Genomic DNA, 19,462 nt, shown 5'->3' on the forward strand with positions numbered 1-19,462 from the left:
TTCCATCGCGGCTACGCCCGTTCTGCGATGGCTCCATCAGTCGGTCGCTGAGCGACCTCCTTGGCGGACCAGGCTTGGTGAGTGGCGGGCGGGGTGCCGGCTGGTCACTATGATGCCCATGTGATCTGGCGGTCGGTGGCGTGTCTCGTGCTCTCGGCCCTCGTCGGCTGGCTCGTGGCGGGCCAGGTCTCCTCGGTGCTGGATCTGCGGGTCGAGGACGGCTCGGCGATCCGAGAGGATCCCTCGGTCGCGGAGGCCGTCGATCCCGTCGAGGCACCCGCGATCGTCTCCATCTCGGTCGATGACGATCCCGCCGTCGTCGAGGCCGCTGAGGTGCTCGGGGACGCGTTGCGCTCGCGTCAGCGCCCAGCCCCACGCTGGGTGTCGATCGCCGACGAGCCGACGCTGACGGTCGAGGTCGACGCGGACACCGAGGGAGACGGCGAGGAGAGCTCGCGGCTCGTTCCCGTCGACGGAGGACGCTGGATCCTGCGTGCGTCGTCGGCGCGTGGTGCCGCGCAGGGACTGGTGGCCCTCGCCGACCGAATCCGATCCGGGCGCGAGCCCTGGGTCACCGAGGCGATCGCACCGGACCTACCGACCCGCATGGTCGACTTCGGTGCCGTGGGTGTCCGGGCCCGCGAGTCGCAATGGCGCGGCGGCGACGACTACGGCCATGCGAGTCGTGCCTTCGAGGACGTCATCCTCGCGGAGGCTCCGTACATCGACACCGAGGCGCTGGAACGCCATCGCCCGGCCTTCGAGCGCTTCGTGCGCCAGTCGGTGGCGAACGGCTACAACGCGATGGCGGTTCCGGGGTTCTTGGAGTACGTGCGCTTCGACGACATCGCGGACGCCTCGGACCGCACGCATCGGGCTCGGGCGATGGCGATGCGCGAGGCCTTCGGCCCCTGGTGGGAGTACGCGAGCGACCGCGGCCTGGACGTCTATCTGCGCACCGACATGCTCGCGCTCAATGATCCTCTGGAACGCTACCTGCGGGGGCGCTTCGGCGGACTCGAGACGAGTCTGCCGGCCTTCTGGGACACCTATGGGACGGCCTTCGAGGAGGTCTATGCCGCGATGCCTCAGTTGGCCGGCACCGTCGTGCGGATTGGCGAGGCCGGTGACGTCTACGACGTCGCGGGGCGCGACGAGCGCTCGGCGCTCGCGGTCACGTCGGTGGAGCAGACCCGAGCGATGCTGTCAGGGCTGCTCGATGCCCATGAGCGGGCTGGACGTGAGCTGGTGTTCCGGACCTGGAGCGTCGGGGTGGGCGAGGTGGGCGCGCTGCACACCGATCCGGAGCTCTACCGGAGGGTGTTCGAGGGCATCGACAGCGATCGCCTGATCGTCTCGACGAAGTACAGCGACGGCGACTTCTACAGTCACCTTCCGCTCAACGCCACGCTCGGGGAGACCGGTCAACGCCGCATCATCGAGTTCCAGAGCCGCCGGGAGTACGAGGGCATGGGTGTGCTCGCCAATGACCTCACCGCCCTCCACGGCACCGCGCTGAAGGAGGCCGTCGCGGCCAATGACGGGATCGAGGGGGTCTGGACCTGGACCCAGGACGGTGGGCCGTGGCGCGCCGGGCCCATGGCCCTGTACCTCGAGCGCGGCTGGTGGCCGCTGTACGACCTCAACACCTACGGCATCGGCCGCTGGGCGCGTGATCTGGACGCCGAGCCCGGCGATATCAGCGGCGACTGGATCCGCTCCGCCGTCTCCCGGATCCCCTCGACCCAGGAGGCCGTCGCCGCCGCCCTGGGCGTGTCACGGAGCGCGATCCTCGATGGCCTGTACATCGGCGCCTTCGCCGAGAAGCGGGTCCACGCCCTCGGACTGCTCCCACCGCCGATGATGTGGATCTTCGAGTGGGACGTCCTCGCCGGCGACACCGCCACCTGGTCGGTGATCGGCACGGTGGTCGGCGACGAGGTGGGCGAGTCCGTGCAGGAGGGCCGCGACGCGGTCGCGACCGCGCGCACGATGCTCCGCCAGGTGCGCGGCACCCCGGCGAGCAGCTGGAACGACCAGACGAGCCAGGCGAATGCGACCGAGACCCTCCAATACGAGGTCTCGCTGCTGGAGATGCTCAGCTGGTTCCGCTCGACGGCTCTGCACCACGCAGCCTGGGTGCGCACCGGTGACGAGGCCCATGCCGTCGCGGCGGACCGAGCTCGCGAGCGGTACCGCGAGGCCCGTGACGCGCATGCGGAGACCTACGGCGATCGGGTCGACCTCCCCGCCTACAACACCGTCGCCGCCGATGCGGCGATGAACCGGCAGGAACGAGATCAACTCATCGCGACCGCAGCATCGGTGTTGTTGGGCTTGGTGGTCGGGTGGCTGTTGCTCGGTGCGGTCGCCGCGCTCACCGGTCTGCGAGCCGGGGTGTTCGCGCTCGCTCGATGGCACTGGAGCGGCCTCGTCCGGCCGTGGGCCGTACGCCCGGACCGATCGGCGCTGGCGCTCGGGGTCCTGCCGGGTCTCGTGGTGATCGCGACGGAGGCGATGTGGGGGTGGGGCCGGGCACCGGTGCACGGGGCCACGATCGCGGCCTGCTGGGCGGTCGGGCTCACGATGCTGTGCCTCGTCACCTCGCGACGCTCGCGGCGGCGCTGGGCGGCGGCCCTCGGCGGAGTCTCGCTCGTGCACAGCGCCCTCGTGCTGTACGCGCTCAGCGGGCACGGTCCCTCCGGCTACTGGGCCGCCGCGTGGACCGATGAGGGTGCCCGGACGGCGTACCTGATCGCGACGACCGTGCTCGCCGGATGGGGGTCGGCCGCCGTCGCGATGGCGGCACGACGGCGAGGGGCTGTGCTGCTCAGCCTCGGCACGGTCCTGCTCGGGCTCGGCGGTGCCCTGGCCGTGGCGGGCTTGGATCCGGTGCTGCGCACGTGGAGCGATGAGCTCGGCATCCTGCCCTGGACTCTCGCCCGCACGTTGGGGATCTCGACCCATCTGGGTATCCCGGCCTGGATCGTGTGGGTGCCCCTCGCCGCCGGCGGACTGGTCGTCATCGCGGGTCTCGCCCGCCTCCGTTCCCCTCGGCGTTCGTCGACCGGCGCATCGATCGGCCCCTGAGCCGCGGCGGTGGATGATCCCGCACAGCAACCGGGGAAGTGTGGGATGGCTCACCGCCCAGGTCTGACGTGCGTGATGACGCACCGCCCGTAGCAGTTCGCCTCCCGGCCGGCCTGGGAGACGCGCACTAGGGTGAGTCCATGGAGCGGCGAATCTTCGGTATCGAGAACGAGTACGGCGTGACGTGCTCGTTCCACGGCCAGCGTCGGCTGTCGCCCGACGAGGTCGCGCGGTATCTGTTCCGGCGCGTGGTCTCCTGGGGGCGCAGCAGCAATGTCTTCCTGCGCAATGGGGCCCGGCTGTACCTGGATGTCGGCTCCCACCCGGAGTACGCGACGCCCGAGTGCGATGACGTCACAGAGCTGGTCACGCACGACCGTGCCGGCGAGCGCATCCTCGAGGGACTCATGCTCGACGCGCAGGAACGTCTCCGCGAGGACGGCGTCGAGGGCGACATCTACCTGTTCAAGAACAACACCGACTCGGCGGGCAACTCCTACGGATGCCACGAGAACTACCTCGTGGGTCGCGGAGGAGAGTTCACCCGGCTGGCCGATGTCCTCATCCCTTTCCTCGTCTCGCGTCAGATCATCTGCGGCGCCGGCAAAGTCCAGCAGACGCCCCGCGGCACGGTCTACTCGGTCAGTCAGCGGGCCGAGCACATCTGGGAGGGCGTCTCCAGCGCCACCACGCGGTCGCGCCCGATCATCAACACGCGCGACGAGCCGCACGCGGACGCGGAGCGCTTCCGCCGGCTGCACGTGATCGTCGGGGACTCCAATATGAGTGAGACCACCACCCTGCTCAAGGTGGGCACGACCGATCTGGTCCTGCGGATGATCGAGGCCGGAGTCGTGATGCGCGACCTCACCCTGGAGAACCCGATCCGGGCCATCCGCGAGATCTCGCACGACATGACCGGTCGCCGCACGGTCCAGCTGGCCAACGGCCGGGAGCTGTCGGCCCTCGAACTGCAGAACGAGTACTTCTCCAAGGCGGCCGACTTCATCGATCGCGAGGGCATGCGTACGCCCACCACGGACCGGATCCTCGACCTCTGGGAGCGCACCCTGAAGGCGGTCGAGTCAGGCGACCTGTCGTTGGTCGACCGCGAGATCGACTGGGTCATCAAGTACCGGTTGCTGGAGCGCTACCGCGAGCAGCGGGGGCTGGCGTGGAGCGATCCGCGGGTCGCCCAGCTCGACCTCGCCTACCACGACATCCGTCGCGATCGGGGCGTCTTCTCGCTGCTGGAACGACGTGGAGCCGTCGCACGCGTCACCGACGATCTGTCGGTCTTCCGTGCCAAGAGCATCCCTCCGCAGACCACTCGTGCACGCCTGCGTGGCGAGTTCATCACGCGGGCGCAGGAACGCCGCCGGGACTTCACCGTCGACTGGGTGCATCTGAAGCTCAACGATCAGGCGCAGCGCACGGTGCTCTGCAAGGACCCGTTCCGCGCCACGGACGATCGCGTGCAGCGGCTCATCGACAGCATGTGAACCCGATCAGGTGCCGCCTGCCGATTGGGCGGCGCGGGCTAGGGTAGTGCTCGGCCCGCAGCTACCCCGATGCGAAGGATCCCCACGTGCGCAAGTCTCTCGGTGTTCTGACGACGCTGATCGCTCTGCTGGCTGTCTCGGCGTGCGGGGGAGGATCCGGTTCCTCCCTGGACGATGTCGAGGTGTCCGGTGACGACACTCCGTCGCTCGAGGTTCCCGAGGACTTCTCGGTGGCCGAGACCACGAGCGAGGTCGTCGACGAGGGAGACGGCGAGGACATCGCCGAGGGTGACACTGTCAAGGTCAACTACATCGCGGTCAACGGCCGCACCGGCTCGGAGTTCGACAACTCCTTCGCCAACGAACGTCCGATGGTGCTGACCCTCAACGAGACCGCGCTGCCCGGCTTCACCAAGGGCCTGGAGGACCAGAAGGTCGGCTCCCGCGTCCTCATCGCCGTCACCGGGGAGGACGGCGCGTCGTTGCTGCAAGACCCCACCAATATCGGACTGGAGGAGACCGACACGATGGTCTTCCTCTTCGATGTCCTCAGCAAGGTGCCCGAGTCGGCCGAGGGAGCGGAGCAGGAGCTCGCGCCTCAGAGCCCGACGGTGGAGTACGACGATGACGACCATCCCTCCGGCGTCGCGCAAGGCGAAGGCCCGCAGGCCTTCGACGGCAAGGCGGTCTCCGAGGTGCTCATCGAGGGCGAGGGAGACGAGGTCGCCTCGGGCCAGACCGTCGTGGTCCACTACGTCGGCTCGAAGTACCCCAGCGGCGAGGTCTTCGACGGTTCCTGGGAGCGCGGTGCGCCGAGCACCTTCCCGATCGGGCAGGGTCAGGTCATCCCCTGCTGGGACGAGACCCTCGTCGGTGCCAAGGTCGGCAGTCGCCTGCTGTTGGAGTGCCCGGTCGACACCGCCTACGGCGAGGACGCCGCCGCACAGGGTCGCCCCGACGGCGATCTGGCCTTCGTGGTCGACGTCCTCGACGCCTTCTGACATCCTCGGGCATATGGCGCAGCGGAAGACCGAGAGGCTCATGAACCTCTTCTTCCTGCTGCTCGCGTCCAACCAGTACCTCACCAAGGATCAGATCCGGGGTGCCATCTCGGAGTATCGCGAGGCGAGCCCCAGCGCGTTCGAGCGCAAGTTCGAGCGCGACAAGGAGGAGCTGCGCGAACTCGGCATCGTCATCGAGACGGGCAACCGCGACGCCTATTTCGACGATGAGCCCGGATACCGGATCCGTCGCGATGACGCCGAGCTGCCCGATATCTCCTTCACCCGCGAGGAGGCTGCCGTCGTCGGTCTCGCTGCGCAGGTGTGGGACCGTGCGAGCCTCGCGAGCGAGTCGGCGACCGCGATCACCAAGCTTCGCTCGATCGGCGTCGACGTGGCCACCGATCAGCTGCGGATGGTCGAGCCGCGGTTGTCCACACATGAGCCGGCCTTCGACGCCGTGCTCGAGGCAGCGACCCGGCGTCAGCCGATCGCCTTCGAGTACCGCAAGCCGGACGGCCAGCAGGCGCGGCGCGAGGTCGAGCCCTGGGGCATGATCTCGGTGCGTGACCGCTGGTACGTCCTCGGCTTCGATCGCGACCGCGACGCGCCCCGCGTCTTCCGGCTCTCACGGATCCACGGCGAGGTCGAGACGCTGGAAGAGCCCGGTGCGGTCGAGGTGCCCGCGGGGATCGACCTTCGCGAGCTCGCAGGCGCCCTACTGCCCCCGGAGCCCACGGAGGCGGCGGTGCTCCGGATCCGCCGCGGGCGCGCCAACAGCCTGCGCCGTGAAGCCCGGGAGATCACCGGCGTCGACGGCGAATGGGACGTCCTCCGCGTGCCCTATGCGTCCACCCGGGTGCTCGCGAGCGAGGTCGCCTCGTTCGGGCCCGATGTCGTCGTCCTCGAACCCGCCGAGCTGCGCGATGCCGTCATCGGCCTGCTCCGATCGGCGGTGAGCGGCGCATGAGCACCTCGGTCCAGCGTGTGCAGCGCATGCTCGCGATGGTGCCCTATCTGCAGAGCAATGCGGGCATCCCCGTCACCGAGGTGGCGGACGCCTTCGGCGTGAGCGTGGCCCAGGTGACCAAGGATCTGTCCCTGCTCATGATGACCGGAGTGGGGGAGTACCACGGCGATCTGATCGACATCGACGTCGGCGCCTTAGAGGAGGACGGGGTCGTGTTCCTGCGCGATGCCGACTTCATGACCCGTCCGCTCGCCTTCAGCGCCCGCGAGGCGTCCGCGCTGATCGTCGCGCTACGGACGCTGCGAGACACAGCGACCGGAGATCAGCTGCCGGCCGTCGACGGGGCCCTCGCCAAGCTGGAGGGCGAGGTGGGGGCGCTCGCCCCCGTGGACGTGCGCCTGCCGCCTGTCGATTCCCGGATCAAGGACACCGTCCTGTCCGCGCACGCGCACGGACATCGTCTGCACATCGTGTACGCGACCGAATCGCGGGATCGGACGACCTCGCGCGATGTCGATCCGCACAAGGTGTTCACGGCGCGCGGTCAGCTCTATGTCAGCGGGTGGTGTCATCTGGCCGAGGACACCCGGACCTTCCGCCTCGACCGCATCACCGAGGCGACCGAGCTCGATACCCCGGTCGCGATCCGTCCGAGCGAGGCCTCCGCCACGGTCGAGGCCGTGTTCGTGCCCGGTCCGGAGACACCCCATGCCGTGCTGGAGCTCTCGCCGGAGGCACGCTGGCTCATCGACGAGTACGGTGCCGAGGTGATCGAGGAGAGGCCCGACGGGAGCGCTCGGATACGGCTGTACGGGACCGATCTGGCCTGGCTGCGTCGCCTGGTGCTGCGGCATGCGACCACGGTGCGCGTGATCGAGCCGACGTCGCTGCGCGAAGACGTGTCCGCCCAGGCTCGCGCCGCGCTCGACGCGTACACTGGGATAGTCATCGACTGAGGAGCATCATGTTCAGGCAAATCGGACCTACCGAGATCCTGGTGATCTTGGGCATCGTGGTTCTGCTGTTCGGCGGGCGCAAGCTGCCCGAACTGGCCCGGGGCTCCGGACGGGCGCTGCGGATCTTCAAGTCCGAGGTCAAGGCAGGCCAGGACGAGGACGAGAATCGTCTCGAATCCTCGGCGCGCGAGGAGCAGCCGCCGGTCGCGGAGCAGCGTCCGCAGACCGTCGATCCGGCCGAGGTGACGCGCGACCGCACTGACCCGAACTGACGGTGCTCGGACGCCGCGACCGCCCGTCGAGGAAGCCTCGTGCGGCGGCGAGTTCAGGCGGCCAGATGCCGCTCATGGAGCATCTGCGCGAGCTCCGCAGCCGACTTACCCGCGCACTGCTGTGCATCCTTCTCGGGGTGATCGTCGCCTGGTTGCTCTATACCCCCATCCTCGACATCCTCACCCAGCCGATCGAGCGCGCGCGGCCGGCGCTGGAGGAGCAGGGCATCTCGACGATCCTCAATATGGGCGGCGTGGGCGGAGCGTTCCAGTTCCAGCTCAAGACCTCGCTGATCGTCGGTCTGATCATCTCCAGCCCGTTGTGGATGTGGCAGATCTGGGGCTTCGTCTTGCCTGCGCTGCACCGCCACGAGAAGATCTGGGCGGTCGTCCTGACGGGTCTCGGTGCCCCGCTGTTCATCGGCGGCGCGGCGGCGGCCTATTGGGTGTTGCCCACGGCCGTGGAGCTGTTGATCGGCTTCGTGCCGCAGGGCTGGGAGAACATCATCTCCGGCAGCGAGTATCTGAGCTTCATCCTGCGGATCATGCTCGTCTTCGGTGTGGCGGCGCAGATCCCGCTGATCGTGGTGCTGCTCAACCGGATCGGAGCGGTCTCAGCGCGGCAGCTGGCCCGAGCGCGGCCGTGGACGATCGTCGGCATCTTCATCTTCTCGGCCGTCGCGACGCCGACGGTCGATCCGCTCACGATGCTCTTCCTGGCGGTGCCGATGACCGTGCTCTACCTGATCTCGGAAACCATCGCGTGGGTCACGGACCGGCGGCGCGCGCGGCGCCGCACCGATGGGGCCGATGACGATCAGGCCTCGGCGATCGAGGACGCGTCCGATATCGACCAGCCCGACCCGCTCGATTCTTAGAGCCTGCTGGCGGAGCCTCCTCGTCCGGATCGGCTCTCCCCGTAGGCTGGAGTCATGACGTCGTCCCCGGCCGAGCGATTCGCCCAGGCGAGGGCGGATCGCCGCTACCCCGAACTGGCCCGTTTCCGCGATCTCTACAGCTTCGGGCTCGACGATTTCCAGGTCTCCGCGTGCCAGCAGGTCGAGGACGGGCACGGCGTGCTGGTGGCCGCGCCGACCGGATCGGGCAAGACCATCGTCGGCGAGTTCGCTGTGCATCTGGCCCTGGCCACCGGCCGCAAGTGCTTCTACACCACGCCGATCAAGGCGCTGTCGAATCAGAAGTTCCACGACCTGCAGGACCGCTACGGTGCTGACAGCGTGGGGCTGCTGACCGGCGACAACACCGTCAACGGCGAGGCTCCGATCGTCGTGATGACCACCGAGGTCCTGCGCAATATGATCTACGCCGGCTCGCGCACGCTCGACGGCCTGGGCTTCGTGGTCATGGACGAGGTCCACTACCTGGCGGATCGCTTCCGCGGTGCCGTCTGGGAAGAAGTCATCATCGGCCTCGCCGACTCGGTCGCGGTGATCTCCCTGTCGGCGACGGTCTCGAATGCCGAGGAGTTCGGCGCCTGGCTGACCGAGGTCCGTGGAGATACGGTCACGATCGTCGAGGAGCGGCGTCCCGTACCGCTCTACCAGCACGTCATGGCGGGCCGCCGCCTCCATCCGCTCTTCGAGGAGGACGGCCAGAAGGTCAACCACGTCCTCGAGCGGATGGCGCGTGAGGACTGGCAACTGTCTCGGGCGCGCAAGGGCGGGCGGCCCGGCAAGGGTCAGCGTCGCCCCCGTACCCGCTATCGCACACCCGACCGCGTCGACATCGTGGAGAAGCTCGACGCCGAGGGGCTGCTGCCGGCCATCTGCTTCATCTTCAGCCGTGCCGGGTGCGCGGCGGCGGTGGAGCAGTGTCTCCATGCCCGGCTGATCCTCACCACCGACGAGGAACGCTCGGAGATCTATCGCACGGTGGACGCGGCCACCACGCATCTGCCCGATGAGGATCTGCAGGTACTCGGCTTCCACGACTTCCGTGAGGCGCTCGGGAGAGGCATCGCCGCGCACCACGCCGGGATGCTCCCGACCTTCAAGGAGATCGTCGAGGACCTCTTCAGCAGGGGCCTCATCCGGATCGTGTTCGCCACGGAGACCCTCGCTCTCGGCATCAACATGCCCGCGCGATCGGTCGTCATCGAGCGGCTCAGCAAGTGGAACGGCGAGACGCATGTCGATCTGACGCCGGGGGAGTACACCCAGCTGACGGGACGCGCGGGACGGCGCGGCATCGACATCGAGGGGCACGGCGTCGTGCTGTGGCAGCCAGGCTTCGACCCGCGGCATGTCGCGGGCCTCGCCTCGACGCGCACCTATCCGCTCGTGTCGTCCTTCCATCCCTCGTACAACATGGCGGTCAACCTGGTGCACCAGGTCGGGCGGGAGCATGCCCGCTCGCTGCTTGAGCAGTCCTTCGCACAGTTCCAGGCCGACCGCGCCGTCGTCGGACTGAGCAAGCAGGTGCAGAAGGCGGACGAGGCGATCGAGGGCTATCGCGAGGCGGCCACCTGCGATCGCGGCGACTTCGGCGAGTACATGGAGCTGCGCCGCCAGCTCAAGGAGGTCGAGCAGCACGGCTCCAAGGCGCGCAAGGCGCAGCGACGTGCCGAGGTGGTCGCCTCGCTCCGCCAGCTCAAGACCGGCGACATCATCGATGTCCCGGCGGGACGCTGGGCCGGGGTGGCGGTGGTGCTCGATCCGGGCACCGGAGGAGGCGAGGACGGCCCGCGCCCGTATGTGCTCACGGCCGACCGGCATGCGCGACGCCTGGCGCTCGTCGACTTCCCGACGCCGGTTCAGGCGCGCGGAACCATGCGCGTGCCCAAGTCCTTCAACGCGAGGCAGGCGCAGTCGCGACGTGATCTGGCCTCGACGCTCCGGCAACGGGCCGAGAAGACCGAGCATCTGCGTTCGGCATCCCCGACTCGCGGAGGCGCATCGGGCGAGGATCCGCGGATCCCCGAGTTGCGCGCGAAGCTGCGCGCCCACCCCTGCCACGACTGCCCGGATCGCGAGTCCCACGCACGCTGGGCCGAGCGCTATCTCAAGCTCGAACGGGACACCGCCTCCCAACGCCGCCGCGTCGAGCGGCAGACCAATTCGGTGGCCCGCCAGTTCGACCGAGTCTGCGAGGTCCTCGACGATCTCGGGTATCTCGCCGGCGACGAGGTCACCCCAGCCGGCCAGCGGCTGCAGCGCATCTACAGCGATGTGGACCTCGTCGTCGCTGAGGGGATCCGGTCGGGTGCCTTCGACGGCCTGGACAGCGGCGAGCTCGCGGCGGTCGTCAGCACCCTGACTTTCGAGTCGCGTATCGACGATGCTCCCGCGCCCGTGCTGCCCACCGGCGCGACCGTGGACGCGGTGCAGCGCCTGCAGGGGCTGACCGACGAGCTGATGCAGGTCGAACGCGAGCACCGGGTGCAGTTCCTGCGCCCGCTCGACGCGGGCTTCGCGCAGGCGGTGTGGTCGTGGTCGAAGGGCTCCTCGCTGGACCTGGTCCTGCGCGACACGCAGATGGCGGCGGGGGACTTCGTCCGCGCGATGAAGCAGCTCCTCGATCTGATGGGCCAGGTCGCCGATGCGGCCGGCCCGGGAACCCTGCGCGAGACGGCCCGAGACGCCTTGGCCGACCTGCGTCGCGGAGTCGTCGCCTACAGTAGCCTGATGACCTGAGCCGATGGTTCCGCGGACCCGACCCTCGGTGGTCGAGTAGTGGAGGTCGCTCCGCGACCGGACCACGTCGCGGAAGGTGGTTTCGCTACTCGACCACCGGACCCGACCCTCGGTGGTCGAGTAGTGGAGGTCGCTTCGCGACCGGAGCATATCGAGACCACGTTACGGAAGGTGATTTCGATACGCGACCAGCTCGCAAAGCTCGCGGTCACTACTCAACCACCGGACCCTGCCCCTCCGCGCGATCGTGGCGTGGCGAGACCACGGCACGGAGGGCAGCGACGACTCGGTCGGCGGAGCCGCCGAGGCCCCAGGTCTGGGCGAATGTGGTGAACTCGGCTGCCTGCTCCTCGCTGAACACCGGCAGCGCCGCTGGGGGAGCGAGGGCGAGATCATCCCGCACACGTACGACGCGCACGGCGCTGGCGATGTAGTCGGACGACTCCAGCAGCGATCGCCGCGGGCGAGGCTTGATGGAGCTGGTCTCGTCGGCGGCCGCGGCGGCGATCGTCTCGAGGTCGCCGAACTCGCCCAAGAGCACAGCGGCCGTCTTGTCGCCGATGCCCGCCACACCGGGCAGGCCATCGGAGGCGTCACCGCGCATCACCGCGAAGTCCACGTACTGGTGCGGCTCGATCCCGTACTTGTCGCGAACCCACGCGGCATCCACCACATCGTGCTTGCCGACGCCCCGCGCCGTATAGAGCACCCGAACGCCGCGCGAGTCGTCGACGACCTGGAACAGGTCGCGATCACCCGTGACGACCTCGACCGGGCCGTCCCACCGGTGGACCAGCGTGCCGATGACATCGTCGGCCTCGGCCTCGGCGGCGCCCACCACGGGTATGCCGAGCAACCCGAGAGCCTCGGCGATGAGCGGAACCTGGGGTGAGAGCGCATCGGGCGTCTCCTCGACGTCGACGCCGCTCGTCTCCTCCTCGACCCGGTGCGCCTTGTACGAGGGCAGGAGATCGACCCGCCACTGCGGACGCCAGTCGTCGTCCCAGCACGCGACGATCGCCTCGGGCTCGTACTGCGTCGCGAGGGTGGCGACGAAATCGAGAAGGCCCCGGACGGCGTTGACCGGAGTGCCGTCCGGGGCCTTCAGCGAGTCCGGTATGCCGTAGAAGGCACGGAAGTACAGACTCGCGGTGTCCAACAGGATCAATCGACCGGTCATGCTGGTCGATCTTAGTGGTCCGTCAGCGGACGGCGAGACCTCCCTTGTAGTCGAAGTCCGGCGTGGTGAGCTGCTGGGAGTACGGCGCCCGGCTCATGTCCGGGTACAGCGGCTGACCGAGTCCGAGCTGTGCGACTCCCCAGGCAGCCGCGTCGCCGAGCTCGTGGAGGGCATTGGTGTTGATCGCCGTCATGTCATCGCACAGCTGGTGGTAGCAGGAATCGTAGATCTCACCGGCCGTTCCGCCGTAGATCTGCGCCTCCTGCTCGGTCTTGATGCCGTCGGCGCCGCTGAAGACACCGCCTGCCGGGATGCCCGCTGCGATGAACGGTCCGTAGTCGGAGCGGCCGTCGAACTCCGTGGGCTCCCACGCCAGGCCCTGCCGCTCGAAGAAGCCGGCGAAGATGTCGCGGATCTCGCCTGATCCGGGAGGACCCGCGGGGCCTCCCGCCGAGCCGTCGCCGTCGTAGAGGAAGCGCACGTAGTTCTCAGATCCGATCATGTCGAAGTTGAGATTGGCGTAGATCGAGCCGAGCTCATCGGGCGACAGGCTGGCCACATAGTGCTCCGAGCCCAGCAATCCGAGCTCCTCGGCACCCCACCACGCGAAACGCACGGGCCGCTCGAGCCGGTCGGCGACGCCCGTGCGGCTGAGCTGCAGGGCGATCTCCAGGATGCCGGCGCTGCCGGAGCCGTTGTCGTTGATGCCGGGCCCCTCGGTCACGCTGTCGAGGTGGGCGCCGACCACGATCGCCTCGTCCTCGCGGACCTGCGGCGGCTTCTTCGGGCCCTTGCCCATGCCGGGGCCCTTCGCGTGCTGGTGGCGCGCGGGGAGCTCGGCGATGAGATTGAAGGTCTCGCGATCGGGATCGGACTCGACCTCGGTCGTGACGGTCGCGGTGACCGCGGCCTCGGCCAGAGCGACACCGTCGTCATAGGAGATGCCGACGACGGGCACCTCCTGGGGCGCGCCGAGCGTCCCGGTCGCGATATCCGTGCGACCGGGGTTGCCCTCGTTCATGACGATGACGGCGTCGTATCCGGCGGCGACGGCGTTCTCGACCTTCACGGCGAAATCGCAGGTGCCGCGTTGCACGAGCGCGATCGCCGGATCCTCCGGCGCGGCCTCGAAGTCGGACGCCTCGCATCCGGAGGTGCTGCTCGGCTCGGGTGTGGCCGGGATGACGATGTCATTGGTCGGCGCCACCGTGCCGGTCACGTCACCCCCGCCGGAGTAGGTGAAGGTGTGATGCTCGATGTCGCCGGCCTCGGTACGAAGGACCGACGGAGCGAGCTCCTGGAAGAACGGAAAGGTGAAGGTCTGTCGCTCGACCTGATAGCCGGCGCGCCGCAGCTGCGTCTCGATATAGTCGGCCGACGCCTCATGTCCGGGAAGACCCGAGGCCCGGTTCCCGTCATGCGCATTGGCGATGACCTGGAACTGACGCAGATGCCGCAAGATGCCGTTGACGGTAACGCCGTCGACGACCTTCTGGGCCTGGGCGGCACGGTCATCGGGCTTGGGCGGTTTGGCGGTAGCGGGTTGGGCGGCGACGAGGCCGCCGGCGAGGGCTGCCGCGGCGGCAGCACACAGAAGACGTTTCATGGATCCCCCCGAATCCGTCGATGAACGATTTCGCCCCACCATAAGCAGAGACCCACCGCCGAGTCGATAGGCTCGGGGATGTGACCGATCGTCTCGCCCGTGCTCAAGCCCTCCTGTCCGATCGCGGCGTCGACGCGCTCCTGGTGACCCCGGGAGCCGATCTTCGCTACCTCACCGGCTATCACGCCCTGCCGCTCGAGCGACTCACCTGCCTCGTGCTCCCGGCGCGCGGTGAGGCCACCCTCGTCGTGCCGCATCTGGAGCGTCCCGCAGCCGTGGCCGCGGGTGTCGCATTGCCGATCGCCACCTGGCAGGAGACCGAGGATCCCTTCGAGCTCGTCGCGCGCCTCGTCGGGGACGTCGAGGTCGTCGCGCTCGACGATCACATGTGGGCCGCCAGGGTCTTCGCGCTCGGCGCGGCGATCCCCGGTGCCGACCAGGTGCTCGGTGGGGAGATCGTCGCGGAACTGCGCATGCGCAAGGAGCCCTCCGAGATCGAGGCCCTCCGCGCGGCCGGAGCCGCGATCGACCGCGTCCACCGACGCATGGGCGAATGGCTGCGTGCCGGGCGCACGGAGCGGGAGGTCGGCGAGGACATCGTCCGTGCGATCCTCGCCGAGGGCCACGTGACGGCCGACTTCGTGATCGTCGGCTCGGGACCCAACGGTGCTTCGCCGCACCACGAGCTCTCCGACCGGGTCATCGAGGCCGGTGACCCCGTCGTGATCGACATCGGCGGCACGACTCCGGAGGGCTACTGCTCGGACTGCACCCGTACCTATGTGGTCGGAGGTGAGCCCGATGCGGAGTTCGCCGCTCTTTACGAGGTGTTGCAGCGCGCACAAGCGGCCCAGCGCGAACACGCGCGTCCCGGCGTGACGGCTGAATCGGTGGACCGGGTCGGCCGCGAGATCATCGCCGGGGCCGGCTACGGCGACCGCTTCGTGCATCGCACGGGCCACGGCATCGGCCAGGAGACGCACGAGGAGCCCTATATCGTCGAGGGCAGTGCCCGTCTCCTCGAGCCGGGCATGGCCTTCTCGATCGAGCCGGGCATCTACCTCGACGGCCGATACGGGGCACGCATCGAGGACATCGCGATCTGTACCGACGACGGCCTCGAGGTCGTCAACACGACATCACGGGATCTCGTGCGTCTGCCGTGAACCCACTGTTCGCGATCGTCGGCTCCGCGCTGGCCGGCGTCATCGCGTCGACGGCTTTCGCGCCCTGGGACTTCCCCGGCGCCATGGTGGTCGCCGTCGCCGGATGGTGCTGGCTCCTGCGTCGGATGGCCGCCTCCCGGGTGCTCACCGTCCTCATCGCGGGGTTCGCCTTCGGGTGGGGGTACATGGGGCCTCTCATCTGGTGGATGAACGCGGTCGACCCCGCCGCCTGGATCGCGCTCGTCATGGCGCAGGCGGTCTTCTACGTGCTGATCGCGTGGGCACTGCGCGCGGTGCTGCGGCTGCCGGGATGGCCTCTCTGGATGGCGGCGGTCTGGACGGCCGGTGAGAGCCTGCGCGGAGCCATCCCGCTCTCGGGCTTCCCGTGGGGTCGTCTGGCCCACACGGCGATCGACACGCCCGTCGAATCCTTGGTGCGTCTGGTGGGCATGCCGGCGACGACCTTCGTCCTCGCCCTGGTCGCGGCCCTGTTCGTCCTCGCCGCCGAACGGCCGCGGCGGATCGTGCCGGTGGCCGGTGCCACGGGAGCGGTGCTGCTGTGCGGCGCGTTGCTTCCCGTGGGCCTGGCGGGGGCGGGGGAGAGCCACCGCGTGGCGGTCGTGCAGGGCGGCACCCCCGGACCGTTCCTGCAGTGGCCGCGCGGCGAGATCTTCGAACTGCATCTGGAGGCGACCGCCGGGATCGACGAGCCGGTGGACATGGTGCTGTGGCCCGAGAACGCCATGGACATCGATCCGTTGACCGAGGCGTGGGCGGGCGATCGTCTCACCGAGGCCTCGCGCGACGTGGGCGCACCCATCCTCGCCGCCGGCATCCTCAACGGCCCCACCTCCACGACGGCCTACAACGCCGGTTTCGTCTGGACCCCGCGGGGACATCAGGAGACCTACGTCAAGCGCAAGCTGGTGCCCTACGGGGAGTATGTGCCGTTGCGTCAGCAACTGGGCGATCTGGTGCCGAGGATCGACCGAGATATCCCACGGGACATGCTCGCGGGCGACGAGCCGGGCGACCTGCGAATCGGCGGGGCCGTCATCGGCGACACGATCTGCTGGGACATCGCCTATGACGGCATCGTGCGCGAGGCGATCGGGGGAGGTGCCGAGTTCCTCGTGGTGCAGACGAGCAATGCGAGTTTCGAGGGTACTTCGCAGCTGCGCCAGCAGTGGAACATCTCCCGTCTGCGGGCCATCGAGACCGGACGTTATGTCGTGGTGCCGTCGACCAATGGCATCAGCGGGGTCGTAGCGCCCGACGGCGAGGTCGTCACGGAGGCACCGCTTCTGGAGCCGACGGTCATGATCGAGGACATCACCGGGGCCACCGGAACGACACCAGCCCAGCGACTCGCCGCTCCGTTGGAGGGGCTCATCGCCGGGCTGGCATTGGTCGGCGTCGTGGCGGCCTGGCGGGCCGCCCGTCGCCGCGGTTAAGCGGTCTTCTTCTTGCTCGCCGAGCGTCGGTGCAGGTGCGGCGGGCCGATCTCGCCGCCGCGCAGCAGCTCCAGTCGCTCGCTCAGGAGGTCCTCGAGCTCATCGACGGAGCGACGCTCGAGGAGCATGTCCCAGTGCGTACGGATGGGCTTCTCGTCCTTGTCGTTGCCGGAGGCGTCGGCACCGACCAGGCGGCCCATCTGCCCGGACTTGGGGTCCTCCCACTCACCGGGGATCTCCGCTTCCTCCGACATCGTCACGGTGAAGGTGCGGCCGTCGGCGAGGGCGTACTCGACCTCCTGGCGCGGAGCCATCTCCACGCCGCGCTCGTCTTCGAAGCTCTGGGCACCGAGTCGGGCGCCTCGCAGTGCTCGTTCAGCCATGCTCGCGTTCCCCTTTCGTGGTCGTCTCTACCTATCAACGTACGCCATCGCCGTGAGATTCCCCTGAGAAGCGATCGTCGTCCGCGTGAGCCAGTTCGGGGACCCGCAGCAGTAGCGCGAGCCCGATGCCGAGGACGATCATGATCCCGAGGATTCCCCAACGATCCGCCCCGCCGATCAGCACGAACAGGCCGAAGAGGCTGGGCGCCATGAACGACGCCGCCCGCCCGGTCATCGCATACAGGCCGAAGTTCTGGCCCTCCTTGCCGGTGCGGGTCGCCCGGGTCAGGTAGGTGCGGGAGGCGGCCTGGGCGGGCCCGACGAACAGACACAGGGCCAGGCCGAAGATCCAGAACATCAGCGGACCGCTGACGAACAGCAGGACGACCGCCACGACCAGCATCGAGACCAACGAGGCCACGACGACCCGCCGTGACCCCCAGCTGTCGTCGAAGTAGCCGGCTACCCAGGCTCCCGCAGCGCTCACGACATTGGCAGCGATGGCGAAAAGGATGACATCGGCGGTATCGATGCCGTAGACGCTGACGGCGAGGATGCCGCCGAAGGTGAACACACCGGAGAGGCCGTCGCGGTAGAACGCGCTCGCGATGAGGAATCTCAGCACATCGCGGTCGCCGGCCCACATCGCCTTGAGCTCTCTCCAGAGCACCCGATAGGACTCGACGAAGCCGACGTCGGCGCTGTCCGGGGTGGCGCTGGCAGGGAGTTCGGGGACGGCGAAGAACAACGGGATCGCGAACACGAGGAACCATGCCGCGGCGACCAGCGCCACCAGCCGGATATTCCATCCGTTATCGGTGGAGAGACCGAGCATGCCGCCGTCGCCGGTGATGAAGCCGAAGTAGCAGATCAGCAGCAGGACGATGCCGCCCAGATAGCCGAAGGCCCAGCCGATGCCAGAGATGCGTCCGACATTGTCCGGCGTGGAGACCTGACGCAGCATCGCGAAGTACGGGACCTGCGCGAGCTCGAAGGCGATCGAGGCCAGCGACACGAGAAGCAGCCCGAACCACAGGTAGTGGTAGTCGTCCTCGACGAAGAACAGGGCGGCTGTGAGCGTCACCACGAGGCCGGTCAGCAGCGCGAGGGTGCGTTTGCGACGGCCACGGGCATCCGACCGTTGGCCGAGAGCGGGGGCGGAGATCGCGATCACGAAGGCCCCGGCACCGATCGCCCAGCCGTACCAGGTACTGGCGGAGATCGGCCCGGGAAGATCGTCGCCGACGCCGTCGACGAGGTACACCGAGAAGACGAAGGTGATGATGACCGCGTTGAACGCTGCCGAACCCCAGTCCCAGAGGCTCCAGGCGATGACCTTCTTCATGGGGCCTCGTTCCATTCTCCGCGGGCGAGAAGCACGTCCTTGAGCAGGTCTGTGCGGTCGGTCATGATCCCGTCGACACCGAGATCCAGCAGCCGGTGCATCTCGACGGGATCGTCGATGGTCCAGACGTGGACCTGGATGCCGGCGGCGTGCGCGCGCTTCAGGAGCCGCCGGGTGACGATGGGGACGGGCCCGCGCTTGACCGGCACCTGTAGGCAGTCGACCCCGCCGGGCGCTCGGAGGCCCAGTACGACCCGCGCGACCTCGCGGGACGACGCGCTCGTGGCGGCCTCCGGCAGCCGGGAACGCAGGACCGTCAAACGCTGATGCGAGAACGAGGCCAGGCACACGCGGTCGACGGCCCCGAGGCGCTCGATCACGTCGCAGGTGGGGTCGATCGCGTCGGCAGACTTGACGTCGATATTGAAGCGGGCGTCGGGCAACGCCGACATGAGCTCGTCGAGCCGGACGATCGGCTCACGGTCCCCGAGGAGCATCGCGTCGAGCTCGGCGGACGTGAGGTCGCTGATCGCCCGGTCGTCGCCGGCGAGGCGCGTGAGGCGCGCGTCGTGGCATGCGTAGGCGACGCCGTCGCTCGTGGCGCGGGTATCGGTCTCGAGGTATCGGTAACCTGACTCGACCGCGTGGCGAAAGGCGGCGAGCGAGTTCTCGATCCCCGCGTTGCCGGCCGTACGGGCGCCGCCGCGATGGGCGAAGGCCAGGGGAGTGGGAGCGTCCAAGTAGGCCGGCGAGCGATTCACGCCTCCCACGCTAGGGGAGGGCTCCCGCTCACGGACGACGCCTCGCCGTCGCCGCGCTCGCGTCCGGGCGGTAGACCGTCAACCCCATCGACCGCGGATGGGGTTGACGGTCTACCGCGGCAG

15 protein-coding genes are annotated in these 19,462 nt (G+C 68.8%); 10 read left to right on the top strand and 5 right to left on the bottom strand.

The genetic code is table 11. The features are described 5' to 3' along the window. Window positions 1-120 precede the first annotated feature (120 nt). From JL108_RS03530 to JL108_RS03565, 8 genes are all read left to right on the top strand, one after another. Window positions 121-3,090, top strand: coding sequence for a hypothetical protein (locus JL108_RS03530; RefSeq protein WP_205197105.1), 2,970 nt, complete (start codon window positions 121-123; stop codon window positions 3,088-3,090). A gap of 140 nt (window positions 3,091-3,230) precedes the next feature. Then, window positions 3,231-4,592 carry a Pup--protein ligase gene (pafA, locus tag JL108_RS03535; RefSeq protein WP_143912246.1) on the top strand — a complete coding sequence of 454 codons (1,362 nt, stop codon included), beginning with the start codon at window positions 3,231-3,233 and terminating at the stop codon, window positions 4,590-4,592. 86 nt (window positions 4,593-4,678) lie between these two features. Next, the gene (locus JL108_RS03540) at window positions 4,679-5,593 is read left to right on the top strand and encodes an FKBP-type peptidyl-prolyl cis-trans isomerase (RefSeq protein ID WP_205197107.1); all 915 of its coding nucleotides are present in this window, start codon (window positions 4,679-4,681) and stop codon (window positions 5,591-5,593) included. Between the two features lie 13 nt (window positions 5,594-5,606). Further along, window positions 5,607-6,563, top strand: coding sequence for a YafY family protein (locus JL108_RS03545; RefSeq protein WP_205197109.1), 957 nt, complete (start codon window positions 5,607-5,609; stop codon window positions 6,561-6,563). Next, window positions 6,560-7,519, top strand: a complete 960-nt coding sequence (locus tag JL108_RS03550; RefSeq protein ID WP_205197111.1) for a YafY family protein — start codon at window positions 6,560-6,562, stop codon at window positions 7,517-7,519. The genes JL108_RS03545 and JL108_RS03550 overlap by 4 nt, the downstream gene beginning before the upstream one ends. Before the next feature lie 8 nt (window positions 7,520-7,527). Next, a complete protein-coding gene (locus JL108_RS03555) occupies window positions 7,528-7,791 on the top strand; it encodes a Sec-independent protein translocase subunit TatA (protein WP_143912254.1) in 264 nt (87 codons plus the stop codon). Between the two features lie 74 nt (window positions 7,792-7,865). Further along, window positions 7,866-8,669 carry a twin-arginine translocase subunit TatC gene (tatC, locus tag JL108_RS03560; RefSeq protein WP_240190604.1) on the top strand — a complete coding sequence of 268 codons (804 nt, stop codon included), beginning with the start codon at window positions 7,866-7,868 and terminating at the stop codon, window positions 8,667-8,669. Window positions 8,670-8,723: 54 nt separating this feature from the next. Then, window positions 8,724-11,444 carry an RNA helicase gene (locus tag JL108_RS03565; RefSeq protein ID WP_205197115.1) on the top strand — a complete coding sequence of 907 codons (2,721 nt, stop codon included), beginning with the start codon at window positions 8,724-8,726 and terminating at the stop codon, window positions 11,442-11,444. A gap of 211 nt (window positions 11,445-11,655) precedes the next feature. Here the strand turns inward: JL108_RS03565 and JL108_RS03570 are convergent, their stop codons facing one another. Beyond that, window positions 11,656-12,624 (bottom strand): 5'-3' exonuclease, encoded by a 969-nt coding sequence (locus tag JL108_RS03570; protein WP_205197117.1) that lies wholly within the window; start codon window positions 12,622-12,624, stop codon window positions 11,656-11,658. Window positions 12,625-12,646: 22 nt separating this feature from the next. Beyond that, entirely contained in the window at window positions 12,647-14,230 is a 1,584-nt protein-coding gene (locus JL108_RS03575) for a M28 family peptidase (protein WP_205197119.1), read from the bottom strand. Between the two features lie 80 nt (window positions 14,231-14,310). Here JL108_RS03575 and JL108_RS20410 point away from each other — a divergent pair, with 80 nt between their 5' ends. Together JL108_RS20410 and lnt are read left to right on the top strand one after the other, a co-directional pair. Then, on the top strand, window positions 14,311-15,396 hold the full coding sequence (locus tag JL108_RS20410) for a Xaa-Pro peptidase family protein (protein ID WP_205197121.1): 1,086 nt from the start codon (window positions 14,311-14,313) through the stop codon (window positions 15,394-15,396). Continuing rightward, window positions 15,393-16,850, top strand: a complete 1,458-nt coding sequence (lnt, locus tag JL108_RS03585; protein WP_205197123.1) for an apolipoprotein N-acyltransferase — start codon at window positions 15,393-15,395, stop codon at window positions 16,848-16,850. Before JL108_RS20410 ends, lnt begins: the two co-directional genes overlap by 4 nt. On the opposite strand, the gene JL108_RS03590 is transcribed toward lnt, so the two are convergent. From JL108_RS03590 to JL108_RS03600, 3 genes are read right to left on the bottom strand one after another with little or no spacing between them, the layout of a single operon-like run. Continuing rightward, entirely contained in the window at window positions 16,847-17,233 is a 387-nt protein-coding gene (locus JL108_RS03590; protein WP_143912266.1) for an RNA polymerase-binding protein RbpA, read from the bottom strand. The two genes, lnt and JL108_RS03590, sit on opposite strands and share 4 nt — an antisense overlap. Before the next feature lie 34 nt (window positions 17,234-17,267). After that, the gene (locus JL108_RS03595; RefSeq protein WP_240190605.1) at window positions 17,268-18,578 is read right to left on the bottom strand and encodes an MFS transporter; all 1,311 of its coding nucleotides are present in this window, start codon (window positions 18,576-18,578) and stop codon (window positions 17,268-17,270) included. Beyond that, the gene (locus tag JL108_RS03600; protein ID WP_205197127.1) at window positions 18,575-19,339 is read right to left on the bottom strand and encodes a glycerophosphodiester phosphodiesterase; all 765 of its coding nucleotides are present in this window, start codon (window positions 19,337-19,339) and stop codon (window positions 18,575-18,577) included. The genes JL108_RS03595 and JL108_RS03600 overlap by 4 nt, the downstream gene beginning before the upstream one ends. Between the last annotated feature and the right edge of the window lie 123 nt (window positions 19,340-19,462).

The organism is Aeromicrobium sp. YIM 150415 (assembly GCF_016918125.1).
Classification (GTDB): Bacteria; Actinomycetota; Actinomycetes; order Propionibacteriales; family Nocardioidaceae; genus Aeromicrobium; species Aeromicrobium piscarium.